Raw genomic sequence first — 25,926 nt, 5'->3', positions numbered from 1 at the left:
AAGATTGACGTTTTGCCCCGTAATTGACCAATTACGAGGCAGTTAACGTTAAATTAGGCTATGGCATGTTCTTCCAGATCGCGCATAAAGTTACGCACCCACTCGATACGTGTTTTACGCTCGGCTAAATCTTGAGTAAATTTCAAACGTGTCGGGCCATCGAGCCGGTAATGCTGGGGCTGTTTTTGCAGTAAGCCTATCAGCCATACCGGATCAACATGATTTTTCTCAGCAAACTCAATCATACCACCTTTTTCGTGCCCTTCAATTTTACGGATCCCCAGTTTTTGGGCTAACTGACGTAAGGCTGCAATATCAAGAAGATAACGAGCGGCATCAGGCAGCAGGCCAAAACGATCGATTAATTCGACTTTTATCTCATCGAGTTCATTGGCTTGTCTGGCACTGGCAATGCGCTTATAGAATGAAAGACGAGTATTTACATCCGGAATGAAGTCGTCCGGTAGCAGTGAAGGCATGCGTAATTCAACATCCGTCTGGCTATTGGTCAAATCTTCCAGTGAGGGTTCCCGACCTTCTTTCAGCGCATCTACTGCATTTTCCAGCAGTTCCATATACAAAGAGAAGCCAATAGTTTCCATTTGCCCACTCTGATCGTCACCTAACAACTCACCGGCACCACGAATTTCCAGATCATGGGTTGCCAGCGCAAAACCAGCACCTAAATCTTCCAGTGAAGCAATCGCTTCAAGTCGTTTTTGGGCATCGGTCGTCATGGCTTTGGGATGAGGGGTCAACAGCCAGGCATAAGCCTGGTGATGTGAACGACCAACACGCCCACGAAGCTGGTGTAATTGTGCCAGACCGAAGTGATCGGCCCTGTCAATAATAATGGTGTTGGCGGTTGGAATATCGATACCCGTCTCGATTATTGTGGTACAAACCAGAACATTAAAGCGCTGATGATGGAAATCATTCATTACCCGTTCCAGTTCCCGCTCACGCATTTGACCGTGACCAATAGCAACACGGGCTTCTGGCACCAGTTCTGCGAGTTTAGTCGCCATCTTATGAATATTTTCAACGTCATTAAACAGATAGTAGACCTGACCACCGCGCAAAACTTCACGCAAAATAGCTTCGCGAACCATCAAATTATCATGCTCACGAACAAAGGTTTTAACCGCCAGACGACGGGCGGGTGGGGTGGCAATAATCGATAAATCTCGCATGCCACTCATTGCCATATTCAGTGTTCGCGGGATAGGCGTGGCTGTCAGCGTCAGAATATCAACATCAGCCCGCATCGCTTTAATGCGTTCTTTATGACGGACACCAAAGCGATGCTCTTCATCCACAATCAATAAACCGAGATCGTGCCAGTGAACATCGCTTTGTAGCAGCTTATGGGTACCAATCAGAATATCGATTTTGCCCGCGCGTGCTTGCTCCAGAATTTGCGTTTGCTCTTTCGCACTGCGGAAGCGCGACAACATTTCAATGCGTACCGGCCAGTTTGCAAAGCGGTCGCGGAAGTTATCGAAGTGCTGTTGTGCCAGCAGTGTTGTGGGGACCAGAACGGCAACCTGTTTGTAGTTCTCCACGGCTAAGAATGCTGCACGCATCGCCACTTCTGTTTTACCAAAACCCACATCACCACAGACCAGACGATCCATTGCTAATGGGCGGCACATATCGCTGAGGACAGCGTTAATCGCCTGTGCCTGGTCGGGTGTGGTTTCAAACGGAAAACCATCGCAAAATAGCTGATACTGTTCTTTGTCGTGCTTAAAGGCAAACCCGGCTTTCGCTGCGCGCATCGCATAGATATCGAGCAGCTCTGCTGCAACATCACGGACCTTTTCGGCTGCTTTTTGTCGGGCACGGGTCCAGGCATCACTCCCGAGTTTATGCAGCGGCGCATTTTCATCGGCACCTCCGGCATAACGGCTAATGAGATGCAAAGAAGAGACCGGAACATAGAGCTTGGCGTCTCCGGCATAGGTCAGCATCAGATACTCGGCAGTAATACCCCCGGCTTCCAGGGTTGTCAGGCCCAGATAACGTCCAACGCCGTGCTCAAGGTGTACGACAGGCTGACCAGGGTGCAGTTCTGCCAAATTCCGTATCAGGGTATCCGGATTAATCGTTCGGCGACTGTCCTGGCGGCGTCGACTCACTCGTTCACCCAGCAGGTCACTTTCACATACCAGAACCCGCTGACGTAAGGTATCAATAAAGCCGTGTTCGCTGGCACCCGTCATCAAATAAGTGCCGGTTTTTAAAGCTTCATCAAGACGATAAATACGTTTAGGCGAGACTTTAATACGCCCTAATAACTCACCCAAAGCTTCACGGCGTCCTTCACTTTCAACCGAGAAAATGACCGGTCCAATGGCGTTTTCAAGAAACTTACGCAGATTATCAAGCGGGGCTTTATTCTGTGCCTGAACCGCCAGTTCAGGCAGTGGCTGGTAACCCAGATTGACGTTGGCCGCTTTAGATGGCAGGACTCCTGTTTTAAGCTGTACGCGTGGCCAGGCTTTTAATTCACTGAACAGGGCGTCCGGGCGTAACCAGAGTATCTGTGGTTCCAGCAGAGGACGCATCGGATCAACGCGGCGATTTTCAAAACGAGCCTCGGCATCCTGCCAGAAACGTTCAGCGCTGCTCTCTAAATCGCCGGTATTAACCAGTAGCGTATTGGCTGGCAGATAGCTAAAAAGTGTTACTAATGGCTCGTTAAAAAACAGCGGCTGCCAGTATTCAATACCCGCGGGCAACGTTCCTTTACTGACTTGCTGATAAATATGTTCAGGCTCACGTTTTACATCGAACTTATCGCGCCACTGGCTGCGAAACAGTTCAATCGCATTTTTATCTGTCGGGAACTCGTGGGCGGGAAGTAGGTTAATCGCCTCGACTTCATCTAGCGTGCGTTGTGAGTCGACATCAAAGATACGCAGACTGTCGATCTCATCATCAAAAAAATCGATGCGGTAGGGATGTTCGCTGCCCATTGGGTAGAGATCTAATAGCGCGCCGCGCGTGGCAAATTCCCCATGCTCCATCACCTGATCGACACTACGGTATCCCGCCTGTTCCAGCTGAGCGCGCAAGTTATCGCGCGACAGGCGCTGGCCTTTTTTCATCACCAAAGCATGACCATGCAGATAGCTGTGCGGACAAACCCGCTGCATCAGCGTGTTCACCGGTAATATCAGGACTCCACGCTTCATATTCGGCAGCCGATACAGCGTTGCCAGTCGGGAAGAGATGATTTCCTGATGTGGTGAAAAACTGTCGTAAGGCAGTGTTTCCCAGTCTGCCAGACTGACGACCAGCGAATCAGTAAATTGTGAAATTTCGTCATGCAGCCGCAAGGCATTCTGCATGTCCGGGGTGATAAGTACCACTGGTCCATCATGACGTTCAGTGATTTCTGCTACTTCAGTCGCACAGGCAGAACCCAGCAGCTCACCGAGAACGCGTTGCTCGGCTGCTTTAACGGGTAAGGAATAACGATAATTTTCAGGCATAAAAAGCGTCACAATCTCGTAAGTTGGGTGCCGCGCTGAGGGCAGAGAGCCGGGCGAGGGGCAGTTAGCCAAGTGATATTATTATCTCGCATCAATGAGTATTAGCAACCTGCAATACAGAGTTCTCTTGCTTTCTCATTTCTTAAAAGTGTTCTCCAGGCATTTGATTCTCATCATGCAGCATAGCGCCTGATACTGTCCGACAGACGATTCAGGTGAAGGTTCACCTCATTTACTGGGAACCAGTACGCAGCTAATCAGGGGGAAGATTTTATTTTTACATACACAAAGAATGAATATTTACATTCTTTGTGTATGTATATTATTTTTATTCATACGTCGTGTATCTAAATGGATGGCATACCGTCAATCCAGGATCTCACAGAATTAAGGAATAAAGATGATTAAGGCTTATCGGATACTTTTTGCTGCTCCTGGCAGTCTGGCTTTTACCTTTGCCGGTTTACTGGCCCGGCTGCCGTTACCGATGACCGGGATCGGACTGATTACACTTCTCTCGCAGTTACAACAGAGCTATGCGCTTGCCGGGGCGGTTAGTGCCAGTTTTGTGCTGACTTATGCCTTGGTTTCTCCTCAGCTATCCCGCTGGGTGGACAAATATGGTCAGCGTCGCGTATTGCCCTGGGCATCGCTGATCAGTATTACGGGAATGGGACTAATTCTGGTGGTCAGCAAACTGCAATACCATTCCGTTCTGCTCTTTGCTGGTGCCATTCTGAGCGGCTTTATGCCCAGCATTTCTGCGATGATCCGCGCTCGCTGGACGGCGTTGTATCGTGACCAGCCCCAGTTGCAAACAGCTTACTCTCTTGAAACCGTCTTTGATGAGGTGACTTTTATTATCGGACCGCCCCTGGCCGTGGGGATGACGGTATTACTCTTTCCACAGGCCGGTATTCTGGCAGCCGCGGTTCTTCTGTTACTGGGTATACTGACTCTGGTATTACAGACAGCTACGGAACCTGCGTGTATTCCCGTATCTGAGGGGGGAGAAAAAACGCACTCTGTCATTGGTCTGATAGCGGTACAGCGTTTGACTCTCTTGATGATAGCGCTTGGGACTATTGTTGGGTCTGTTGATCTTATCAGCGTCGCTTTTGCCCGGGCGACAGAGCAACCCGCTGCGGCTAGTCTGGTATTATCCGCCTATGCCTGCGGTTCCTGTCTGGCGGGGCTATTTTTTGGCGCAAGATCGTTTCACCTCGCGTTACCGCAACAGTTGTTACTCGGTGGAGGAGCGATTGCTCTGACGACTCTGCCACTGTTATGGGTCAGCTCCATTTATTCTCTGGCTTTCTGGATTTTCTGGGCAGGCGTCTCTTTTGCTCCGACGATGATCATTGCTATGTCGCTGGTGGAGCGCGCAGTTCCTGAGCGTAGCACTACGGAAGGTATGACCTGGCTGTTAGCCGGACTTAATATCGGTGTGGCCCTTGGCGCCGCGCTGTCAGGATATTTTATCGACCGTAACGGCCTGCAAAGTGGTTTTATCCTCGCCAGTATTGGCGGCGGTACTGTGCTGGCGATAGCGCTGTGGAGTGTTTTGAAGTCAGTAGCCCGGCAGTGACTTGCGTTGCATCCCTCACTTTTTCTGTGTGCGTTGTTGCTCGCGAACCTTAAACAGAACGGGACTGAGCACCGTTCTAAGTGCTTCGTCAACACACGTTATATTTCAAGTTGCCTGGGGGGGAGGCGTGCGTGAGGCGCGCTGACAGGCAATTCGAACTGTTTTGGGTATACAGCTGAGTCTCTGTCATTTATCCCTTTTACTTAAAATCTCCTTAGCGGCATCAGTCTGATGATTAATTTAAGCGATTGAATTCATTTGAACGGGCAGCTGTCGTATACTTGACTTCTTTGCCCAAGCCACAGCAACCAGACGGATGTTATGTATCAACCTGTCGCGTTATTTATCGGCCTGCGTTATATGCGCGGGCGTGCAGCGGACCGTTTCGGTCGCTTTGTCTCCTGGCTTTCCACGATCGGCATCACACTAGGCGTTATGGCGCTGGTGACGGTGCTCTCGGTGATGAATGGCTTGGAGCGAGAGCTGCAAAACAACATCTTAGGGCTGATGCCCCAAGCGATGATCACCTCCCCCACAGGGTCGATTAATCCCCAGCAGCTTCCTGCAGACCGCCTTAAGTTACAGGGAGTGACGCGGGTTGAACCGCTCACTACCGGTGATGTTGTGCTACAAGGTGCTCACGGTATTGGTGTTGGCGTGATGCTGGGTGTGAAGCCTGAACAATATGAACCTCTGACGCCTTTTCTGACTGGCGTACAGCAATCACAACTGGTTGCCGGGGAGTACAACGTCATACTGGGAGAGCAGTTAGCCAATAGCTTAGAGGTGAAACGGGGCGATACTGTACGGTTAATCGTGCCGTCTGCCAGTCAGTTCACCCCCATGGGGCGTCAGCCCAGTCAGCGGCTGTTTAATGTGATTGGTACCTTTGCCGCAAACAGTGAAGTTGATGCGACTCAGTTACTGGTCAATCAGCAAGATGCCTCGCGTCTGATGCGCTACCCGGTGGGTAATATTACCGGCTGGAGACTCTGGCTGGATAGTCCGCTAAAAGTCGATTCTCTCAGCCAGCAGGCGTTACCGGCCGGGACCGAATGGAAAGACTGGCGTGAACGTAAAGGCGAGTTGTTCCAGGCCGTGAGAATGGAAAAAAATATGATGGGACTGTTACTGAGCCTCATCATTGCCGTTGCCGCGTTTAATATTATAACCTCACTGGGACTCCTGGTGATGGAAAAACAGGGAGAAGTGGCGATTCTGCAAACCCAAGGACTGACTCGCCGGCAGATTATGGCGGTATTTATGGTCCAGGGCGCTAGCGCCGGGGTACTGGGGGCGCTATTTGGTGCGCTGCTCGGTGTATTGCTTGCCAGTCAGCTCAATAATTTAATGCCGGTGATTGGTATCTTAATCGATGGAGCCAGTTTGCCTGTCGCTATTGAACCCCTACAAGTGGTCACCATTTCGCTGGTCGCGATGGCGATTGCGCTACTCTCTACGCTATATCCTTCCTGGCGTGCCGCCGCCACTCAACCCGCTGAGGCTTTACGTTATGAGTAATTCTATCCTGTTGCAGTGCGATAAGTTGTGCAAACGCTACCTGGAAGGCAGCGTGCAAACGGATGTGTTGCATGATGTCAGCTTTAGCATGAAACCGGGCGAGTTGATGGCGATTGTCGGGAGTTCCGGTTCGGGAAAAAGTACCTTACTGCATTTGCTCGGTGGGCTGGATTCACCTAGTTCTGGTGATGTGGTTTTTAACGGTCAGGCGCTGAGCCAGCTCTCTTCATCAGCTAAAGCGGAACTGCGTAATCGGGAACTGGGCTTTATTTATCAGTTTCATCATTTATTGCCTGACTTTACGGCGCTGGAAAATGTTGCCATGCCGCTACTGATTGGTAAGCAAAAACCGGCAGAGGCACAGCAACGGGCATTGGAGATGCTGGCGGCAGTGGGTCTGGAAAAGCGCAGCCATCATCGCCCTTCGGAACTCTCTGGTGGTGAGCGTCAACGGGTGGCGATAGCCCGTTCGCTGGTCAATAATCCACGATTAGTGTTGGCCGATGAACCGACCGGCAATCTTGATGCTCGTAATGCCAACAGTATTTTTGAGTTATTGGGTGAGCTCAATGTGCGTCAGGGTACGGCTTTCCTTGTGGTAACTCATGACTTGCAACTGGCTAAACGCATGTCGCGCCAGCTGGAAATGCGTGATGGTCGTCTGACTCAGGACCTGACCTTAATGGGGGCCGAGTAATGGCATTGCCGTTATCGTTACAGATTGGTTTACGTTTTAGCCGTGGGCGGCGACGCAGCGGGATGGTGTCGCTTATTTCTGTTATCTCAACCATGGGCATTGCTCTGGGGGTTGCGGTATTAATTATCGGCCTCAGCGCGATGAATGGTTTTGAGCGCGAGCTGAAAGACAGAATTCTGGCTGTGGTACCGCACGGGGAAATCTCACCGGTTAATCAGCCTTTTAATGACTGGCAAAATATCCTTAGTCGGATTGAGAAAGTCCCGGGTATTCTGGCGGCCGCCCCCTATATCAACTTTACTGGGTTAATTGAGAGTGCAAATAATCTGCGCGCTATCCAGATTAAAGGTGTGGAGCCTTCTCAGGAAGCTCGTCTGAGCGCGTTACCTCATTTTGTGCAGAACCAAGCCTGGTCCCAGTTTAGTGCAGGCAAGCAGCAAATTATTCTGGGCAAAGGGGTGGCGGATGCGCTGAAGGTTAAGCAGGGCGACTGGGTTTCATTATCTATTCCGAATAATGATGAAGGCAATCGTCTGCTACAGCCGAAGCGTGTGCGTCTACAGGTGGCGGGTATTCTGGCTCTCAGTGGCCAGCTTGATCACAGCTTTGCTATGGTGCCGCTCAGTGATGCCAGCGAGTACTTGGATATGGGACACAGCGTCACCGGCATTGCCATTAAAGTCGATGATGTCTTTAACGCCCAGCAGCGGGTACGTGAAGCGGGTGAAGCCACGAACGCCTATGTTTTTATTAAGAGCTGGATTGGTACCTATGGCTATATGTACCGTGATATCCAGATGATCCGCGCCATTATGTATTTGGCGATGATTCTGGTGATAGGCGTGGCCTGTTTTAATATTGTCTCGACGCTAATTATGGCTGTAAAAGATAAAAGCAGTGATATTGCAGTATTGCGTACCCTGGGGGCAAAAGACGGCTTAATTCGTGCTATTTTTATCTGGTATGGCTTACTCGCAGGGTTTGTGGGTAGCGTCAGCGGAGTGATTATTGGTGTACTGGCCTCATGGCAATTGACGCCGATAATTAACGTGATTGAAAAGCTGATCGGACATCAATTTCTATCCGGTGATATCTATTTTATTGATTTTCTGCCATCGGAATTACACGGACAAGATGTATTCTATGTGCTGCTCACCGCTCTGATACTGAGTTTACTGGCGAGCTGGTATCCGGCGCGACGAGCCAGCAAAATAGATCCAGCCCGGGTACTCAGTGGACAGTAAATACCATTTCTGCAAACAGCAGGGGACGACATAGCCATGTATTACGGCTTTGATATTGGCGGCACTAAGATGGCTCTTGGCGTCTATGATGCTGACAGAATGCTGCAATGGGAAACACGAATAGCGACACCGCATAGCCAGTATGCCGAGTTTTTGCAGGCCATTGTCGACTTAGTGGCGCAGGCTGATGCGCGATTTGGCAGCCCCGGGAGCGTAGGTATCGGTATTCCGGGAATGCCGGAAATCGATGATGGTAAACTTTATGCTACCAATCTTCCGGCCGCCAGCGGACAGCCGCTGCGGGCAGACTTAAGCCGCCTGTTACAACGCGAAGTACGTATCGATAATGATGCTAACTGCTTTACCCTGTCAGAAGCCTGGGATGATGAGTTCCGTTCCTATCCGGTGGTGATGGGGCTGATTCTCGGTACTGGCGTCGGTGGCGGCATTATCGTCAACGGTCGCCCGATCACCGGTCGAAATTTTATCACTGGTGAATTTGGTCATACCCGCCTGCCGGTTGATGCACTGGATATCCTCGGACGTGAAATTCCCTTTATCCCTTGCGGCTGTGGGCAAAAAGGCTGTATTGAAAATTACCTTTCTGGCCGGGGATTTGCCTGGTTATGGCAGTATTTCTACCAGACGGAGCTGGATGCCCGGCAGATTATTGCCCGCTATCGGGCAGGAGATAAACAGGCGCAAAGTCATGTAGAGCGCTTTACCGAGTTGCTGGCTGCCTGTTTAGGTAATCTTTTTACGGCACTAGATCCTCACCTGGTGGTGATCGGTGGAGGGTTGTCTAACTTTAGTGAGATGTATGCGCTATTAACGGCGCGGTTATCGCAATATTTATTGCCACTCGCACACGTACCCAGAATTGAGCCCGCACGCCATAGCGATGCGGGCGGAATGCGCGGTGCGGCATTTCTCCATCTGCCGGAGTAAATTATGTTGTCTCGTCGTCAACAACGACTCAGTCGCTTCAGGAAGAAAAAACGATTGTTACGCCATCGACTGCGTCAAAGCAGTTACTTTGGAGAACAGGTTATGCTGAAACAGACAGAAAAACCGAAAATTGTTGTACTCACGGGGGCGGGAATTTCTGCTGAATCAGGGATCCGAACTTTCAGAGCAGCGGACGGATTATGGGAAGAGAGCCGGGTGGAGGATGTCGCGACACCAGAAGGTTTTCAGCGTGATCCTCAAAGGGTACAGGAATTCTACAATGCCCGTCGCCGTCAGCTTCAACAGCCGGATATTCAACCGAATGCCGCCCACCTGGCGCTGGCAAAACTTGAGTCAGTGTTAGGTGAAAATTTTCTCCTGGTCACGCAAAATATTGATAATTTGCATGAGCGGGCAGGGAATAAACGCATCATTCATATGCATGGAGAGCTGTTAAAAGTCCGCTGTGTCAGAAGCCGTCAGGTTGTGAGCTGGCAGGAGGATATTACCCCAGCCGATCGCTGCCACTGCTGCCAGATTTCAGAAGTATTACGCCCGCATGTCGTGTGGTTTGGTGAAATGCCGTTGGGGATGGATGAAATTTATCATGCCATCAGCGAAGCCGATTACTTTATTGCGATTGGCACCTCCGGGCATGTTTATCCTGCGGCGGGCTTCGTCCACGAGGCCCGACTGCAAGGGGCGCATACCGTTGAGTTAAACCTTGAACCCAGTCTGGTAGAAAGCGAGTTTGAGGAAAAACATTATGGTTTGGCCAGTCAGGAAGTTCCTGATTATATCTATAAATTGTTGAACGATATTGGTTGATAACAATCCCCTTAACTTAAATTGTTAAGGGGATTAATTTAAATCATTGCTTAACAGAATAAATAAAATAATAAATAAAATAACCACATCGATCAAACACCTATTACTAACGGCTGGCACATGTGTGAATTTTATTTCTCATAAAAAGAGATGAATGGATAACGTTATTTAATCTGTATGGTTAGGTTTAATGTCATATTAAAAACTGTGTTTTCGAATTTATTTATTATCAGACAGTTTCTGTTACAAAATACTGTTTCTGTTATCATGTCGGCGGTCTCTACACTCTGGGCAAGGATTTATTTTTTACGAAACCATGATTCATGGTTTATATCGCTCTGGTATCTGACAGGTTTAGACGCGTTTTGCACAGGAAAGTGCCAAGGATAAATTATGATCCGGGAACGACAGGAATCAATACGACATAAACGCCCCACAGAGCCATCCCTGGTCATATGGTTGATGGCAGGAGTGGTGGCGCTGTTAAGTGGTGTACTGCTATTCTGGCTGCATATATTTCAGTTACTGGGAGCACTGCAGATTTACGATATCCGCTTACTATCTGCGATACCACTACTTCTCTGGCTTATCCTCCTGTGCCTGCGAGTCTGGTTGTATAATATGATGTTCCATCTCTACTGGCAGGAAATTAATGAAGCGGAAAAAAGGAAAAACGAGAAGAAAAAATAAATGATATATAATATGTTTCTGTAACGTATCGGATTATTATTTTGCTGTGTTACTAAAGTAACCTGATGAATGTATTTCAGGAGAAGGGCCAGTGAATGATTATTGCTATCCCTGATAAATCACAGTATTTATTTCTGTTTATTATCAGGGATATTAAACCTCTACAGTAGAGCTCGTCTTCAGGTACCAGAAATTCGATACTGACTGTTTTCAAACGTCAGCATCATCCCCCGGTTTTCAGTTTCTGGTAATAAGACTCATACAGCAGACTGGCGTCACCCACATCGTTTTGCCACTCTCCGGCCTCTATCACTTCGGCATCGGGATAGAGTGACTTATCGCCAGAGACTTCTGGTGGTAATAATTTACGTGCGGCGAGGTTAGGAGTCGGATAGCCAATAGTTTCGGCGACTTGTTGGGCGATCTCCGGACGCAGCAGGAAGTTAATCAGTTGCAGGGCACCGTCCACGTTTTTAGCATTAGCCGGAATTGACAGGTTATCCATCCAGAAAATACCGCCTTCTTTCGGCCAGATGATTTCCAGCGGAGTGCCTTCTTCACGGGCAACATAGGCTGAACCATTCCATACCATCCCGACATTGACTTCACCTTCCATATATGGATTCGCCGGGTTATCAGAGTTAAAGGCGGCAACGTTTGGCATCAGTTTTTGCAGCTCGTGGTAGGCGGCTTCGATCTCTTTCGGGGAGGTACTGTTACCGGAGTAACCCAGTTTACGCAACGCCACCTGGAAGACTTCACGAGCGTCATCTGTCAGCAACAGGCTCTGTTTATACTCGGGCTTCCACAAATCAGCCCAGCTGCTGATGCTTTTCGGATCCCTCTCATCGGCGTTAACGCCTATCGCGGTTGCCCCCCAGATATAAGGGATGGAATAGTCATTATTGGGGTCGAAAGGTTTATTCAGCATCTCCGGGTCGAGATTACTAAAGTTCGTCAGCTTACTTTTGTCGATTTTCTGGATCATACCCTCTTTACGCATTTTATCGACAAAGTAAGTGGAGGGGACAACCAGGTCATAGGCGCCATCTTTATAGGTTTTAAGCTTGGCGTACATGGTTTCATTCGACTCATAGGTGGAATAGATAACCTTGATCCCGGTTTCTTTCGTGAATTGTTCTAACAGGCCGGGTGGTACATATTCGGTCCAGTTATAGAAATAGAGTGTTTTATTATCGTTAGCTTGTGCGCTCCCTATAACCAGCGCAAGTGCACCAGCAGCAAGCAGGTGGCGTGACCATTTTTTCATTTTAACGTCCCCTGGGGTTTTGTTTTATCGCGAAGAATGAGTTGACTGGCGATGACCATCACCAGTGACAGTAACAGCAGAATTGTTGCCAGGGCATTCACCTCAGGTGATACGCCCACTTTCACCATTGAATAGATCTTTAATGGCAGAATTTCATAGCTTGGACCGGTGACAAAGGAGGAAATCACAACATCATCCATCGACAGTGTGAAGCTCAGCAGCCAGCCTGCAGCAACCGCGGGCATTGCCAGTGGCAGCAGAATTTTCCGCAGAATAACCCACTCACTGGCGCCTAAATCACGCGCGGCTTCCAGCATTTTGACGTCGAAACCTTTAAGTCGTGAATAAACGGTTATCACAACAAAAGGCAGGCAGAAGGTGATATGGGAAAACAGCAGGGACCAGAAACCGAGTGAAATGCCGAGTAACATAAACAGCACCAGCAGTGAAATCGCCATCACGATATCCGGCGACATCATCACTACAAACAGCATGCCGCCGACAAAAGGCTTGCCGCGAAAGTGATAGCGATAAAGTGCCACGGCGGTCAGCGAACCGATAAGGGTCGCGGCGGTGGCTGAAAAGACGGCAATGGTGAGAGAGTGACGGGCAGACTGGAGCAGGCTGTCGTTGTTCATCAGCAGGCGATACCAGTCGGTGGTAAAGCCCTGCCAGTTAATGCCAAATCTGGAGCGGTTAAAAGAGTTAACGATAAGCAGGATAATGGGAATGTACAGAAAGGCATAAATCACCGACATAAACCCTGCTTTGAAGAGTCGTCCTTTCATTACGGCGCCTCCTTCTTATTCAGTAAGCGGGAAGTCCGCCAGTACACCAGTAACATCAACCCCATAACCAGCGTCAGCATAATGCTGGTGGCAGCCCCAAAGGGCCAGTCACGAATAGTAAGAAACTGACTTTTAATCACATTGCCAATCAGCAAGTTTTTCGCACCCCCCATCAGGTCCGAAATATAGAACATCCCCATTGCAGGCAACATCACCAATAAACTACCGGCAACAATACCAGGCATGGTCAGTGGCAGAATAATCCGCAGGAAGGTTTGTCGCTTACTGGCTCCCAAATCTCGCGCCGCTTCCAGTAAGGGTTTGTCGAGCTTTTCAATACTGGAATAGAGTGGCATCACCATAAAGGGCAGTAAAATATAGACCAGACCAATAATGACTGCACTTGGGGTAAACATTATCTTTATTGGCGTCTCTGTCACGCCAGTCCACAACAGAAATTCATTGAGATAGCCTTTGGTACTGAGAAATAATTTCAGGCCATAGACGCGAATTAATGAGTTTGTCCAGAAGGGGACTATCAGCAAAAATAACAGTAATGGCCGCACGCGAGCGGGCAGGCTGGCAAGATACCAGGCAAAGGGATAACCGAGGATCAGACAGGCGAATGTGGCAATCAGTGCCATATTCAATGAATGAATCAGTACCTGGGCATAAAGTGGGTCAGCCAGACGGGTATAGTTATCAAACGTGAATACCATACTGACAAAATGCGCATCATCCCGGGTGAGAAAACTGGTGCCGATTATCATTAGGTTTGGCAAAAAGACAAACACTAATAACCAGCCTACTGCCAGGCCGATGACAATGTGTTTAAATTTACGAGAACTCTGCATCGGTCAGGACAACCTCCCAGCTTTCAACCCAGGTCACAGCCATTTTCTGATTTAATGAATGGTCGAAATCAGGATCGTCTTCGTTGAAAAACTCACTCACCATTATCATCTTGCCGTTTTCCAGTTCGACGGTTGATTCGAGGGTCATACCTTTATAGTTACGCTCGCGGATATACCCTATCAAACCATCAGATTCACTACTGTCATTGATCTCTTCAACTCGTAAATCTTCCGGGCGTAACAGCACTTTGAGTGCCTGACCTGGTGTTACCGGTTTTTGAACAAAAATATGACATTCCCGGCCTTCCACCTGTGCCAGAACACGCTGTTTATCAAGACGTTCAATCACTACTGCATCAAAAATATTGATTTCACCGATAAAGCTGGCGACAAAGAGATTTTTCGGTTCTTCGTAGATCTCACGCGGCGTGCCGTCCTGCTCAATTTTACCGTTACGCATCACCACAATACGATCGGACATGGTGAGAGCTTCTTCCTGATCATGAGTGACGAAAACAAAGGTAATACCGAGTTTACGCTGTAACGCTTTGAGTTCATTTTGCATCTGCTTACGCAGCTTATAGTCGAGAGCAGATAACGATTCATCGAGAAGTAGCAGGCGGGGTTTATTCACAACCGCACGGGCAATGGCCACTCGTTGTTGTTGGCCCCCGGAAAGCTGATGGGGTTTGCGCTGCGCAAACTCTTCTAACTGTACCATTTTCAGGGCTTCAGTCACCCGAGGCGCAATCTCACTGGCGGGTGTTTTTTGCATACGCAAGCCAAAAGCGACGTTTTCAAAAATGGTCATATGGGGAAACAGGGCATAACTCTGAAACACCGTATTAACGGGACGATGCTCAGCCGGAACGAGGGTAATATCCTGGTTATCCAGAGAGACAGAACCGCCGTCAGCCTGTTCGAGTCCCGCTATTAAGCGTAATACTGTGGTTTTGCCGCAGCCAGAAGGGCCAAGTAGCGTCAGAAATTCACCGTGACCGATGGTGAGAGAGAAGTCAGAAATGACGGCTTTACTATCAAATCGTTTAGTTAACGCCGTAATCTCGACTAACGGCGAAACGTAAGATTGCTGTTTTTCCAATTGTTACACTGTCCCATCAATAACGTATCTTTCGAAGCAGATACAGGGTTTGTGGTTAACCACCTTGAGGCTTAACACATAAAGTAAGGGCTGGCATTCTACGGGAAACTCAGTTCATCGCCAATAATTGATGTGGTAAAACTGTCTGCCCGCAAGCGAAATGATTTACAGTCAGCCTACCTAACTATGATATGACGCAATACTTCTGAGTCCGGCCTTATGAATAATGGAATAACTCTACTCTGAAGGTGAAAGCAATGGATGAATTACTTGACCGCTTTCTGGAATATATCGATTTTGATACCCAGTCACGCCCGGGCGTGAAGCGTACCCCCAGTAGTACTGGGCAATGGGATCTGTTATTCCTGTTGCAACAGCAGCTTACCGGAATGGGATTGACTGACATCAGTTTAAGCGAGCAGGGTATCCTGATGGCAACACTGCCAGCTAATGTGAGCCATACCGTGCCGGTTATTGGTTTTATTGCACATGTGGATACTTCGCCGGATTTCAGTGGGAAGAATGTTCAACCACAAATTATCGAAGGCTATCGAGGGGGGGACATTGCGCTGGGGCATGGCGAAGAAATACTGTCCCCGGTGATGTTCCCTGTATTGCACCAATTATTAGGACAGACATTAATTACCACAAACGGTAAAACGTTATTAGGTGCGGACGATAAAGCGGGAATTGCCGAAATTATTACCGCCCTTGCTGTATTAAAAAATGACAATATTCCCCACGGTGATATTCGGGTCGCTTTTACGCCAGATGAAGAAATTGGCCGTGGCGCGGCATACTTTGATGTGAAGGCTTTTGCTGCTGACTGGGCCTATACCGTTGATGGTGGTGGGGTCGGTGAACTTGAGTATGAAAATTTCAATGCCGCAGAGGTAAAAATTGAAATCGTGGGGAATGTCGCGCATCCTGGTTCGGCAAAAGGCGTGATGACTAATGCGATAGCGCTGGCTGCTCGTTTGCATGCTGAGCTCCCGCAGGAGGAGACCCCCGAGTGTACCGAGGGATATCAGGGCTTTTTCCATCTGCATAGTCTGAAAGGTAATGCAGAACATGCGCAAATGCACTATCTGATCCGCGATTTTGATATACAACAATTTCAGCTGCGTAAGAAAAAAATGGTGGAGATAGCGGAGCGGGTGGGAAAAGGTCTGCCCCCGAAGTGCTATATTGAGCTGGTTATTGATGACAACTACTACAACATGCGTGACAAAGTACTGAGTCATCCCCATGCGTTGAATATTGCCCGTCAGGCGATGACCAACTGCAATATTGAACCGATAATGAAACCTATACGCGGGGGAACGGACGGGGCACAACTCTCTTTCAAAGGACTGCCTTGCCCTAACTTATTCACCGGCGGATATAACTATCATGGAAAACATGAGATGGTGACTTTGGAAGGTATGGAAAAGGCCGTTAACGTGATTGTACAGATAGCGAAGCTGACCTGCGAGATTACCCCTGAATAAGAGATTAATGACGGTAGCTAAAACCCGCTACCGTCATGATAATTAGTCTTCGAAATACCAGTAACCGCTATTGACGAGGGCAGTCAGTAAAACGAGGAAGCCAGGATCGTCAAGGGCGTCAGCGAAGTGCTCTGCGTTTAACGTCAGATGACTGGCAAGCGCTTCCAGCGCCTGATGTTGCGGACTGTCCAGCTTCTCGCCATTCACATACACCTCATTTGCCACGCGTAAAACGCGCAGGCCACCGGCTCGGGTCAGTACATCCCCCTGATGTAAAGCATCAACAATTTCATCGGCCTGATAAGGGGGTTCTGGTGGGGCAAGATCCAGTTCATGACGCGACTGGCTAATAAACTCGCCGAACCAGTGATTAAAAGTTTCAGGTTGATTCAGCATACTGAGCATCATATCGCGAAGTGCATCAACTTCTTGCGGCAGGATATCGGCAGGGTGATTTCGCTTCGGAACCTGTGGATCGCTATAACGCAAGCCACCCAGTTCACGCTGCAATACAAAGTCAGCGAAACCGCTGATCAGTTCGCGGCTGCTGGGTGCCCGAAAACCGACCGAGTAATTCAGCGCATTTTCCAGCGCATAGCCTTCATGCGGGAAACCCGGTGGAATATAGAGCACGTCACCAGGCTCCATCTCTTCATCAATGATGGCATCAAAAGGCTCGACTTGTAACAGATCCGGATGCGGACAGTGTTGTTTCAGTGACGCCTTTTCACCAACCCGCCAGCGGCGGCGACCGAGACCTTGAATAATAAAGACATCATACTGATCGAAATGCGGACCGACACCACCACCCGGAACAGAAAAAGAGACCATTAAGTCATCGATTCGCCAGTCGGGTAACGCCCGGAAAGGAATCATCAGAGCGCTGGCAGGCTGATGCCAGTGATTGACGGCTTGAACCAGCAAAGACCAGTTATGTTCGCCCAGGTGATCATATTCCTGAAACGGGCCATGACCCACTTGCCATTTGCCTTCGTTATGGCTGACCAGACGGCTATCGACTTCGCTTTCCATCGCCAGACCGGCCAGTTCGTCCGGAGATATGGGGTCAACGAAATTTTTGAAAGCGTGCTTCAGTATTACCGGACGTTTCTGCCAGTAGCGTTCAATAAAATCTGGCCAGTTTAAATCAAGCTGATAGTCCATAGTGGTTACCTTGAGGGTGAAAATAATGCTATCCGGGATTGTAACGGATGCCAGTGTGACTGACGGTATCTTTTTACTCTATTTCCTGGGAGAGATACTGATGAGAAAAAATGACCTCCATCCTGGCTCCGCCCAGCGAGCTGACGCCAACGAGAATTTCTCCTTCATACTGAGAGACCAGTTCCCGTACCACCGAGAGGCCAATACCCTGACCTGGCCTTAACGTATCCGCACGCTGACCCCGATGAAATACTCTTTCACGCTGACTTTCTGGAATGCCTGGCCCATCATCTTCAATAATAATATGCAGCCTGTCATCGTGCTGTTGAGCAGAAACTTCAACAAACTCCAGACAATATTTACAGGCGTTATCCAGTATATTGCCCATAATCTCCATAAAGTCATGTTTTTCACCGACAAATATCGTTTCCGGAGAGATATCGAGCGTAATATTCACGCCTTTACGCTGGTAGACTTTATTCAGGGCTGAACACAGGCTGTCCAGTAATGGGGCGACAGAGTGGAGTTCCCGGCTGAGCAATTCCATATCACCGCGTATACTGGCACGATGCAGGTAATAGCCAATTTGCTGAGAAATACGGCTTATTTGTTCCAGCATTTCCGGCTCAGCCTGATCCAGGTTAATTTTATTGCCCCGCAACGATCGCAGAGTAGATTGTAGTACAGCTAACGGCGTTTTCAGACTATGGGTCAGGTCGGTCAAAGTAGTGCGATATTTATCATGACGTTCCCGCTCGGTGCGTAGTAGCCGATTGAGGTTTTGTACCAGGCTTTTTAGTTCCGGCGTAGTTTCCGGGTTCAGGCTATTACGATCGCGCTTTTCCAGCTCACGTACTTCTCGCGCCAAAGCTTCTATTGGGCGTAAGCTCCACCACGCTGCCAGTAACAGTAACGGTACCACTAATAACAGATTCGCCAGCAAGACATAAATAAACCAACTCCATACCATATAAGAGCGCTTAAGCTCTATCGGAATGGTATCGACCATTACAATAGTCACCGCAGGCATGCGGGAGGTTGCCGGGTACTGGTTAACGGCAATCGAATGCGTCACTTCATACTCATCATCGGCCTCTGCTTCATACATCACTTTTAGTTCAGCCAGCCGTTCGGCGTCATCTCCCAAAAGCGCACTGCTGGTGGCGTAGTTGGCTTCCAGTTCAAAAAAACCATTATCTCTCAGCCATTCTTTACGGATTTGGTGTTCGATATAAGGCACATCACGCTGGGCCCACAGCAGTTTACCGTCCGTATCGTAAATAAGAGCCATTGCCGGGCTTTGCAGGTTTAAATCACTGGAAAGTGCAACGTCCATCTTACCGTTTTCCCAGCGAGCTAAGGTATAGATGAGGTTGCTTTCGCCGCGTAATAAACGGAAAGTTGTTTTATCAAAACTGACACTGTAACCGACCAGGGCGACCAATCCATAGGCCAGAGATAACACCATGACCACCGCCGCTGTCGCCAGTAAAAACCGAATACGCAGTGAAAGTGGTAGCAGGTGACGAAACAGGCGCTTCATGATGGCAAGTCGAACCGATAGCCTTGCCCGCGTACGGTGGTAATAACCTCAGGAGTATATTCGGCCTGAATTTTTTTACGTAAACGCCCCATCAGAACGTCAATAGTGTGGCTTTCGCGGAGTTCAGCATCGGGATAAAGTTGCAGCATCAGCGAGTCTTTACTGACAACTTTCCCGGCATTACGGATTATCGTTTCCATAATCGTGTACTCAAAAGCGGTGAGTTTAATTAACTGGCCGTTAATCGACAGTTCGCGACGCGATAAATCAACCTGAAACGGTGGGCGAGAGATAACCTGCGAGGCCAGGCCACTGTTACGCCGCATAAGGGCCTGCATTCGGGCGACAACCTCTTCAAGATGAAAGGGTTTTGTCACATAGTCATCAGCCCCAGCGCCCAGGACCTCGACTTTATCCTGCCAGCCTTCGCGGGCAGTCAGCACCATAATCGGGATAGTCACATCATGGCTGCGCCAGCGACGAATTAAGCTCATGCCATCTTCATCAGGTAAACCTAAATCGATAATAGCGATATCTGGAGTATGTTCATTCAAAAAGTAATCGGCTTCTTTAGCATCTTCCGCAGCATCAACCTGGTGGCCTCCCTCGCGCAGTTGTACTGTGAGGTGGTGGCGGAGCAAAGCATTATCTTCGACAACCAAAACGCGCATCACTTTTCCTTGATAAATAAATGACGGCTATAGTTTAACGCGAATTAGCAGGGAGCAGGAGAGTGATGAAGGATAAATCTCAGGAGAAACCCTCGGGAGTGAGGGTTTCTTATTGAAAAATATTATTTCAGCTCATCAACCATGGCGATGGCACGGCCAATATAGTTAGCTGGAGTCAGCTCTTTCAGGCGCACTTTTTCTGCTTCTGGCAGCTCCAGACCGTCGATAAACTGCTTCATACCTTCGGCATCGACACGCTTACCACGGGTCAGCTCTTTGAGTTTCTCGTAAGGTTTTTCAATACCATAACGGCGCATCACGGTTTGAATAGGCTCAGCAAGAACTTCCCAGTTAAGGTCAAGTTCAGCCAGCAGTCTGTCACGATTAACTTCGAGTTTACTGACTCCTTTCAGAGTGGACTGATAAGCAATCAGCGCATAGCCGATACCGACACCCAGGTTACGCAGTACCGTTGAGTCAGTCAAATCACGCTGCCAGCGTGAAACTGGCAATTTACTGGCCAGGTGTTGTAACAGAGCATTGGACAGACCCAGGTTGCCTTCGGAGTTTTCGAAGTCAATTGGGTTCACTTTATGCGGCATGGTTGAAGAACCGATTTCACCGGCAATGGTCTTCTGTTTGAAATGATTAAGAGCGATATAACCCCAGATATCACGATCGAAGTCGAGAACAATAGTGTTAAAACGCGCGATGCAGTCAAACAGTTCAGCAATATAGTCGTGGGGTTCAATTTGAGTGGTGTACGGGTTCCACTGAATACCCAACGAGCTGACAAAGCTTGAACTCACTTCATGCCAGTCTACTTCCGGATAAGCAACCATATGAGCATTATAGTTACCGACTGCACCGTTAATTTTTCCGAGAATTTCGACTTTTTCTAGCTGACGCAGTTGTCTTTCCAGGCGATAGGCTACGTTAGCCATTTCTTTACCCATCGTCGATGGGGTCGCTGGTTGACCGTGAGTGCGCGAGAGCAGCGGGATATCACGATACTGTACGGCCAGGTCTTTTACTGCGGCAATCAACTGACGCCAGTAGGGTAACAACACTTCCTGACGCGCGGTTTCCAGCATCAGAGCATGAGACAGGTTATTAATATCTTCAGAAGTACAAGCGAAGTGAATAAATTCAGTGACAGCATGCAGTGCCGGAACCTCTGCCACTTTTTCTTTGAGGAAATATTCTACCGCTTTAACGTCATGGTTAGTGGTGCGTTCAATCGTTTTAATGCGTGCAGCATCAGCTTCGCTAAATTCAGCAACAATTTTATCAAGGAAACCGTTTGCGTCCGCATCAAAAGCAGGAACTTCCTTGATCTCTGCCTGCGCGGCCAGTTTTTGTAACCAGCGTACTTCAACCTGTACGCGGAATTTCAATAAACCGAACTCGCTGAAAATAGCGCGCAGAGCGCTGACTTTATCGCCATAGCGCCCGTCAACGGGGGAAACAGCGGTCAGTGCGGATAATTCCATAACAACTCCTGAGGGATTAACAATGAGCAAGAATTTGTTTGGCCTGTGCAGACAGGCGACCACGAGAAAACATCAATTGTAAACGACCACCACCGACTTGATGCCAGAGTACAGCTGCCCGAATACCGGCCAGCAGGGTAGCGCGTACTTTACTTTGAATTTGGGCATTTTGCAGCACGCTGGGTGCGCCTGTCACTTGAATGCGCGGACCGAGTGGGCTGATGACATCGACATAGATTCCGGCCATGGCATTGAGCAGAGGATCGGACTCTAAGTCAAAATGTTCAAGCTGACGTTGCAGGCCCTGGATACTGCTACCCAGTTTGTCCATTGCCCCTTTGCTGGCATGAAGTTTTCGCTCCAGCACCATCAGGCTCAGGGTATAGCGTGTCAGTTCACCGTTCAGGCCCTGACGACTGCTGGCGTTAAGTACCCCGAGCAGGGTTTCAAGGCCCAGTTTGAGATTGGCTTCTTCACCGCCAAAAATCGCCAAAGTAGAGCCTGGATTTAAGTCAACCACGCTATTAAGAGATACGCGTAACGCATCGCTATCAGCCTGACCTTGATGTGCCAGTTGCTGCACCAGATGGGCAGACTGACAAATACCCGCCAGGGCGAGTGTAATATCGTAGTAGTTTTTAGCCACGCGGCCCTTGTCCTTGTGTAGTTAAATAACGAGCGGCAAGCGCTGTTCGATAATGCCGCCACCTAAGCAGATATCAGCAGAATAAAAGACCGCTGACTGGCCTGGGGTAACGGCAGATACCGGCTCGTCAAAACGCACTTCAACGTGCCCGTCATCAAGTGGGGTCACAGTGCAGGGAATATCAGCCTGGCGATAACGTGTTTTTACGGTACAGCGTAAAGTATCGCTCAGGGGTTCGCGGTTGACCCAGTCCAGCTGGCCGGCAATTAAGCCGACTGACATCAGGCGTGGATGATCGTGGCCCTGAGCAACCACCAGCAGATTCTGTTCAACATCTTTATCAACAACATACCACGGGTCTTCAGAAGCTTCTTTTATTCCGCCGATCCCAAGTCCTTTGCGCTGACCCAAAGTATGGTACATCAACCCTTGGTGCTCGCCGATGGTTTCCCCCTCTACATTGACGATTCTACCCGATTGCGCAGGCAGATAACGGCCAAGAAAATCGCGGAATTTACGTTCACCAATAAAGCAGATCCCGGTGGAGTCTTTTTTCTTTGCGGTGATTAAGTCCAGTTGCTCGGCAATACGGCGTACTTCTGGTTTTTCCAGTTCACCCACAGGGAACAGGCTTTGAGCAATTTGCTCGTAACCCAAAGTATACAGAAAGTAACTTTGGTCTTTATTACCGTCCAGACCACGCAATAGCTGACTTTTACCCTCGACATCTGCACGGCGCACATAGTGACCGGTTGCAATATAATCGGCGCCGAGATCTTCGGCGGCAAATTCGAGAAAGGCTTTAAACTTTATCTCTTTATTACACAAGATATCAGGGTTAGGGGTACGCCCGGCCTTGTATTCCTGAAGAAAATGCTCAAAGACATTGTCCCAGTACTCGGCGGCAAAATTAACGGTATGTAATTCAATGCCGAGTTTATCGCATACTGCCTGAGCATCCGCTAAGTCTGTGGCTGCGGTACAGTAGTCTTCGCCATCATCTTCTTCCCAGTTTTTCATAAACAGGCCTTCCACTTGATAGCCCTGTTGCTGGAGCAAATAAGCGGAAACGGAGGAGTCAACGCCGCCGGACATACCGACAATGACTTTTTTCTGGCTGTTATCAGACATAGCATACTCACAACATTGAATTTCAAGCGCCGTATTCTATCACGCACTCTTTTACATGGCACCCTCTGTAAACGGCCAGTTAAATGTAGAAAGCACGGAAAGTGGATAACGAACATTCTTTTGATAACAACGGATGCTTTCGGCAACCAGTGGTGAGCGTAAATTGGGTGCTTCCAGAATCTGTTGCGCACTGACCCAATGGCAACAATCAATGTCACTGTCATGCGGCTGGGTGGGGAGTATCTTTTCAAAATCAATAACAAATAAAAACCGCAGAAAAGGGGTTTTATCGGGGGCAATCCATTGATGAAGGCCGAGAAAAGCCTGAGGTTGTGCCCGAATACCGGTTTCTTCCCATAACTCACGGCTTGCAGCCTGGATAAGCGTCTCGTCTGCTTCCAGATGCCCGGCCGGCTGGTTCCACAAGGCTTTACCTTTAATTGTTTCTTCAACCACTAAAAATTTATCTTCTGCCTGAACGATGCATGCCACAGTAACATGGGGTTTAAACATCATGACTCCTTATAAGAGGGTAGGGGAAACATCCAGCCAAAGACCTGGGGCCAGCCCGTCGAGAGTCAAAGGACCCACGGCATAACGAATCAAGCGTAATGTGGGTAATCCAACATGGGCAGTCATTCGGCGTACCTGACGATTACGGCCTTCATAAAGGGTGATTTCCAGCCAGCTAGTTGGGATCGATTTACGTTCCCTGATGGGAGGATTGCGTGGCCATAACCAGCTCGGTTCGTCAATCATCCTGACTCCCGCGGGCAGGGTCAAGCCATCCTTGAGCTCGACTCCCGAGCGTAACGTCTCGAGAGCCACTTCATCGGGCAGCCCTTCAACCTGAACCAGATAGATTTTCCCCGTCCGTTTGCCAGGCGCCGTCAGTTTTGCCTGTAACTCACCGTCATTGGTAAGAACTAATAATCCTTCGCTGTCTCTGTCAAGACGTCCGGCGGCATAAATTCCAGGTATGGAAATGTAATCTTTGAGGGTTAAACGCCCTTTTTCATCAGTAAATTGCGTCAGTACATCGTAAGGTTTATTAAAAATAACGACCCGTTTGGGGCCCTTGTCATGATGGATTTTTCTCGATTTACTGGAGCTGAATCGTTTAGTTTGGTGGTTTCTTTGATAAGTTTTGTTCATAGTATTTTCAGCTGGTGTGTATTAGCGCATTATAGCTGAAATGAGAAGCGATTGGCGCGAGAGCGATATTGCAGTAGTATGTGCCCGCACATTACAAATGATTAACATAAAATCAGTAACCACCAGAAGCGCTCGAAGGAGAGGTGAATGGAAAGCAAAGTAGTCGTTCCGACGGAAGGTAAAAAGATCACCCTGCAAGATGGCAAACTCACTATCCCTAATAATCCAATCATTCCTTTTATTGAAGGTGATGGTATTGGTGTGGATGTCACCCCAGCGATGATCAAAGTCGTTGATGCCGCCGTTGAAAAAGCCTACAAAGGCGAGCGGAAAATTTCCTGGATGGAAATCTATACCGGCGAAAAATCTACCCAGGTTTATGGGGAAGACGTCTGGTTACCAGAAGAAACGCTCGACTTGATTCGTGATTACCGTGTTGCTATTAAAGGACCTCTGACGACGCCAGTCGGCGGTGGTATTCGTTCTCTGAACGTTGCTCTGCGTCAGCAGCTTGATCTGTACGTTTGTCTGCGCCCGGTGCGCTACTACGACGGCACCCCAAGTCCGGTTAAGCAACCAGAACTGACCAACATGGTTATCTTCCGTGAAAACTCAGAAGATATCTACGCGGGTATCGAGTGGAAAGCGGACAGTGCAGAAGCGCAGAAAGTCATTAAGTTCCTGCGTGAAGAAATGAACGTAACCAAAATTCGTTTCCCTGACCATTGTGGTATCGGCGTTAAGCCATGTTCAGAAGAAGGCACCAAACGCCTGGTACGTGCTGCCATTGAATACGCAATCGCCAACGATCGCGATTCACTGACGCTGGTACACAAAGGCAACATCATGAAGTTCACCGAAGGTGCATTTAAAGACTGGGGTTACCAGCTGGCACGTGAAGAATTCGGTGGCGAACTGATCGATGGCGGTCCTTGGGTTAAAATCAAAAATCCAAATACCGGCAAAGAAATCATCGTTAAAGACGTTATCGCTGATGCCTTCCTGCAACAGATCCTGCTGCGCCCGGCTGAGTACGACGTTATTGCATGTATGAACCTGAACGGCGACTACATCTCTGACGCCCTGGCAGCCCAAGTTGGTGGTATCGGTATCGCACCTGGTGCAAACATCGGTGACGACTGTGCACTGTTCGAAGCAACCCACGGTACTGCACCAAAATATGCAGGCCAGGATAAAGTGAACCCTGGTTCAATCATCCTGTCCGCTGAAATGATGCTCCGTCACATGGGCTGGTTCGAAGCAGCAGACCTTATCGTTAAAGGCATGAGCGGCGCAATCAACGCGAAAACCGTAACTTATGACTTTGAACGTCTGATGGACGGCGCTAAACTGCTGAAATGCAGCGAGTTTGGTGACGCAATCATCGAAAACATGTAATCCTGTTTTCGGTTGAAAAACAAGCGGGAGCCTGAGGGTTCCCGTTTTTTATTATCAGCCTGCGAATGACGTTCAAAAATTATCAAAATGATTTATCACTCCTCCTCTAAAAATCGTAAAGAAATCAGTGAACTGTCTGCCTGTTCCGGACATCTTTCTACCTGTTGATACAATAATTACCCACTATACTTAATAGGTTGCTTTG

At 48.7% G+C, this 25,926-nt stretch carries 22 protein-coding genes; 9 read left to right on the top strand and 13 right to left on the bottom strand.

All coding sequences use genetic code 11. The features are described from left to right. Nucleotides 1–53: 53 nt before the first annotated feature. Nucleotides 54–3,500: a transcription-repair coupling factor gene (gene mfd / locus Q1A40_RS00855; RefSeq protein ID WP_299996544.1), complete on the bottom strand. Its 3,447-nt coding sequence runs from the start codon at nt 3,498–3,500 to the stop codon at nt 54–56. A gap of 400 nt (nt 3,501–3,900) precedes the next feature. Between mfd and Q1A40_RS00850 the strand changes: the two genes are divergently transcribed. The 7 genes from Q1A40_RS00850 (at nt 3,901) to Q1A40_RS00820 (ending at nt 11,016) form a co-directional block, all read left to right on the top strand. Further along, nucleotides 3,901–5,088, top strand: coding sequence for an MFS transporter (locus tag Q1A40_RS00850; RefSeq protein ID WP_299996542.1), 1,188 nt, complete (start codon nt 3,901–3,903; stop codon nt 5,086–5,088). A gap of 321 nt (nt 5,089–5,409) precedes the next feature. After that, nucleotides 5,410–6,609, top strand: coding sequence for a lipoprotein-releasing ABC transporter permease subunit LolC (gene lolC / locus Q1A40_RS00845; protein WP_299996539.1), 1,200 nt, complete (start codon nt 5,410–5,412; stop codon nt 6,607–6,609). Beyond that, on the top strand, nt 6,602–7,306 hold the full coding sequence (gene lolD / locus Q1A40_RS00840) for a lipoprotein-releasing ABC transporter ATP-binding protein LolD (protein ID WP_299996536.1): 705 nt from the start codon (nt 6,602–6,604) through the stop codon (nt 7,304–7,306). The genes lolC and lolD overlap by 8 nt, the downstream gene beginning before the upstream one ends. Continuing rightward, complete coding sequence (lolE, locus tag Q1A40_RS00835; RefSeq protein WP_299996534.1) at nt 7,306–8,550, top strand: lipoprotein-releasing ABC transporter permease subunit LolE; 1,245 nt, start codon at nt 7,306–7,308, stop codon at nt 8,548–8,550. Before lolD ends, lolE begins: the two co-directional genes overlap by 1 nt. A 36-nt stretch (nt 8,551–8,586) precedes the next feature. Further along, the gene (gene nagK / locus Q1A40_RS00830; protein WP_299996531.1) at nt 8,587–9,498 is read left to right on the top strand and encodes an N-acetylglucosamine kinase; all 912 of its coding nucleotides are present in this window, start codon (nt 8,587–8,589) and stop codon (nt 9,496–9,498) included. A gap of 3 nt (nt 9,499–9,501) precedes the next feature. Next, a complete protein-coding gene (gene cobB, locus Q1A40_RS00825) occupies nt 9,502–10,326 on the top strand; it encodes a Sir2 family NAD+-dependent deacetylase (protein WP_299996528.1) in 825 nt (274 codons plus the stop codon). A 393-nt stretch (nt 10,327–10,719) separates the two neighbouring features. Beyond that, complete coding sequence (locus Q1A40_RS00820; RefSeq protein ID WP_299996525.1) at nt 10,720–11,016, top strand: hypothetical protein; 297 nt, start codon at nt 10,720–10,722, stop codon at nt 11,014–11,016. Nucleotides 11,017–11,239: 223 nt separating this feature from the next. On the opposite strand, the gene potD is transcribed toward Q1A40_RS00820, so the two are convergent. The 4 genes from potD to potA are packed head-to-tail and all read right to left on the bottom strand — an operon-like array spanning nt 11,240 to nt 15,030. Further along, the gene (potD, locus tag Q1A40_RS00815) at nt 11,240–12,286 is read right to left on the bottom strand and encodes a spermidine/putrescine ABC transporter substrate-binding protein PotD (RefSeq protein WP_299996522.1); all 1,047 of its coding nucleotides are present in this window, start codon (nt 12,284–12,286) and stop codon (nt 11,240–11,242) included. Further along, nucleotides 12,283–13,074: a spermidine/putrescine ABC transporter permease PotC gene (gene potC, locus Q1A40_RS00810; RefSeq protein WP_299996519.1), complete on the bottom strand. Its 792-nt coding sequence runs from the start codon at nt 13,072–13,074 to the stop codon at nt 12,283–12,285. The genes potD and potC overlap by 4 nt, the downstream gene beginning before the upstream one ends. Further along, nucleotides 13,074–13,928: a spermidine/putrescine ABC transporter permease PotB gene (potB, locus tag Q1A40_RS00805; protein ID WP_299996517.1), complete on the bottom strand. Its 855-nt coding sequence runs from the start codon at nt 13,926–13,928 to the stop codon at nt 13,074–13,076. The genes potC and potB overlap by 1 nt, the downstream gene beginning before the upstream one ends. Beyond that, nucleotides 13,912–15,030 carry a spermidine/putrescine ABC transporter ATP-binding protein PotA gene (potA, locus tag Q1A40_RS00800; RefSeq protein ID WP_299996514.1) on the bottom strand — a complete coding sequence of 373 codons (1,119 nt, stop codon included), beginning with the start codon at nt 15,028–15,030 and terminating at the stop codon, nt 13,912–13,914. Before potA ends, potB begins: the two co-directional genes overlap by 17 nt. A 257-nt stretch (nt 15,031–15,287) precedes the next feature. On the opposite strand from potA, the gene pepT reads away from it, so the two are divergent. Then, nucleotides 15,288–16,520, top strand: coding sequence for a peptidase T (gene pepT / locus Q1A40_RS00795; RefSeq protein WP_299996511.1), 1,233 nt, complete (start codon nt 15,288–15,290; stop codon nt 16,518–16,520). 42 nt (nt 16,521–16,562) lie between these two features. Here the strand turns inward: pepT and Q1A40_RS00790 are convergent, their stop codons facing one another. From Q1A40_RS00790 to rluE, 8 genes are all read right to left on the bottom strand, one after another. Next, nucleotides 16,563–17,684, bottom strand: coding sequence for a cupin domain-containing protein (locus Q1A40_RS00790; RefSeq protein WP_299996508.1), 1,122 nt, complete (start codon nt 17,682–17,684; stop codon nt 16,563–16,565). 73 nt (nt 17,685–17,757) lie between these two features. Further along, on the bottom strand, nt 17,758–19,227 hold the full coding sequence (gene phoQ, locus Q1A40_RS00785; RefSeq protein ID WP_299996505.1) for a two-component system sensor histidine kinase PhoQ: 1,470 nt from the start codon (nt 19,225–19,227) through the stop codon (nt 17,758–17,760). After that, complete coding sequence (gene phoP, locus Q1A40_RS00780; protein ID WP_299996503.1) at nt 19,224–19,898, bottom strand: two-component system response regulator PhoP; 675 nt, start codon at nt 19,896–19,898, stop codon at nt 19,224–19,226. The genes phoQ and phoP overlap by 4 nt, the downstream gene beginning before the upstream one ends. A 122-nt stretch (nt 19,899–20,020) precedes the next feature. Next, entirely contained in the window at nt 20,021–21,391 is a 1,371-nt protein-coding gene (gene purB / locus Q1A40_RS00775; protein WP_299996501.1) for an adenylosuccinate lyase, read from the bottom strand. Nucleotides 21,392–21,407: 16 nt separating this feature from the next. Beyond that, the gene (hflD, locus tag Q1A40_RS00770; protein ID WP_299996499.1) at nt 21,408–22,037 is read right to left on the bottom strand and encodes a high frequency lysogenization protein HflD; all 630 of its coding nucleotides are present in this window, start codon (nt 22,035–22,037) and stop codon (nt 21,408–21,410) included. A gap of 21 nt (nt 22,038–22,058) precedes the next feature. Then, a complete protein-coding gene (mnmA, locus tag Q1A40_RS00765) occupies nt 22,059–23,168 on the bottom strand; it encodes a tRNA 2-thiouridine(34) synthase MnmA (RefSeq protein ID WP_299996496.1) in 1,110 nt (369 codons plus the stop codon). A gap of 51 nt (nt 23,169–23,219) precedes the next feature. Further along, a complete protein-coding gene (locus tag Q1A40_RS00760) occupies nt 23,220–23,681 on the bottom strand; it encodes an NUDIX hydrolase (RefSeq protein WP_299997812.1) in 462 nt (153 codons plus the stop codon). A 9-nt stretch (nt 23,682–23,690) separates the two neighbouring features. Next, nucleotides 23,691–24,323: a 23S rRNA pseudouridine(2457) synthase RluE gene (gene rluE, locus Q1A40_RS00755; RefSeq protein WP_299996494.1), complete on the bottom strand. Its 633-nt coding sequence runs from the start codon at nt 24,321–24,323 to the stop codon at nt 23,691–23,693. Nucleotides 24,324–24,470: 147 nt separating this feature from the next. Between rluE and icd the strand changes: the two genes are divergently transcribed. Beyond that, a complete protein-coding gene (gene icd, locus Q1A40_RS00750) occupies nt 24,471–25,721 on the top strand; it encodes an NADP-dependent isocitrate dehydrogenase (protein ID WP_299996492.1) in 1,251 nt (416 codons plus the stop codon). Nucleotides 25,722–25,926 lie beyond the last annotated feature (205 nt).

Origin of the sequence: uncultured Cedecea sp., from assembly GCF_947498825.1 — a bacterium.
Taxonomy (GTDB): Bacteria; Pseudomonadota; Gammaproteobacteria; order Enterobacterales; family Enterobacteriaceae; genus JGM124.
The sequence above is the reverse complement of the archived record's forward strand: the minus strand, read 5'-3'. Positions and strand labels throughout refer to the sequence as shown.

Excerpts from the sequence above, each read along its gene's own strand:
- mfd (WP_299996544.1), bottom strand. The coding sequence starts at position 3,500 with ATGCCTGAAAATTATCGTTATTCCTTACCCGTTAAAGCAGCCGAGCAA.
- Q1A40_RS00850 (WP_299996542.1), top strand. The coding sequence starts at position 3,901 with ATGATTAAGGCTTATCGGATACTTTTTGCTGCTCCTGGCAGTCTGGCT.
- lolC (WP_299996539.1), top strand. The coding sequence starts at position 5,410 with ATGTATCAACCTGTCGCGTTATTTATCGGCCTGCGTTATATGCGCGGG.
- lolD (WP_299996536.1), top strand. The coding sequence starts at position 6,602 with ATGAGTAATTCTATCCTGTTGCAGTGCGATAAGTTGTGCAAACGCTAC.
- lolE (WP_299996534.1), top strand. The coding sequence starts at position 7,306 with ATGGCATTGCCGTTATCGTTACAGATTGGTTTACGTTTTAGCCGTGGG.
- nagK (WP_299996531.1), top strand. The coding sequence starts at position 8,587 with ATGTATTACGGCTTTGATATTGGCGGCACTAAGATGGCTCTTGGCGTC.
- cobB (WP_299996528.1), top strand. The coding sequence starts at position 9,502 with ATGTTGTCTCGTCGTCAACAACGACTCAGTCGCTTCAGGAAGAAAAAA.
- Q1A40_RS00820 (WP_299996525.1), top strand. The coding sequence starts at position 10,720 with ATGATCCGGGAACGACAGGAATCAATACGACATAAACGCCCCACAGAG.
- potD (WP_299996522.1), bottom strand. The coding sequence starts at position 12,286 with ATGAAAAAATGGTCACGCCACCTGCTTGCTGCTGGTGCACTTGCGCTG.
- potC (WP_299996519.1), bottom strand. The coding sequence starts at position 13,074 with ATGAAAGGACGACTCTTCAAAGCAGGGTTTATGTCGGTGATTTATGCC.
- potB (WP_299996517.1), bottom strand. The coding sequence starts at position 13,928 with ATGCAGAGTTCTCGTAAATTTAAACACATTGTCATCGGCCTGGCAGTA.
- pepT (WP_299996511.1), top strand. The coding sequence starts at position 15,288 with ATGGATGAATTACTTGACCGCTTTCTGGAATATATCGATTTTGATACC.
- Q1A40_RS00790 (WP_299996508.1), bottom strand. The coding sequence starts at position 17,684 with ATGGACTATCAGCTTGATTTAAACTGGCCAGATTTTATTGAACGCTAC.
- phoQ (WP_299996505.1), bottom strand. The coding sequence starts at position 19,227 with ATGAAGCGCCTGTTTCGTCACCTGCTACCACTTTCACTGCGTATTCGG.
- phoP (WP_299996503.1), bottom strand. The coding sequence starts at position 19,898 with ATGCGCGTTTTGGTTGTCGAAGATAATGCTTTGCTCCGCCACCACCTC.
- purB (WP_299996501.1), bottom strand. The coding sequence starts at position 21,391 with ATGGAATTATCCGCACTGACCGCTGTTTCCCCCGTTGACGGGCGCTAT.
- mnmA (WP_299996496.1), bottom strand. The coding sequence starts at position 23,168 with ATGTCTGATAACAGCCAGAAAAAAGTCATTGTCGGTATGTCCGGCGGC.
- Q1A40_RS00760 (WP_299997812.1), bottom strand. The coding sequence starts at position 23,681 with ATGTTTAAACCCCATGTTACTGTGGCATGCATCGTTCAGGCAGAAGAT.
- rluE (WP_299996494.1), bottom strand. The coding sequence starts at position 24,323 with ATGAACAAAACTTATCAAAGAAACCACCAAACTAAACGATTCAGCTCC.
- icd (WP_299996492.1), top strand. The coding sequence starts at position 24,471 with ATGGAAAGCAAAGTAGTCGTTCCGACGGAAGGTAAAAAGATCACCCTG.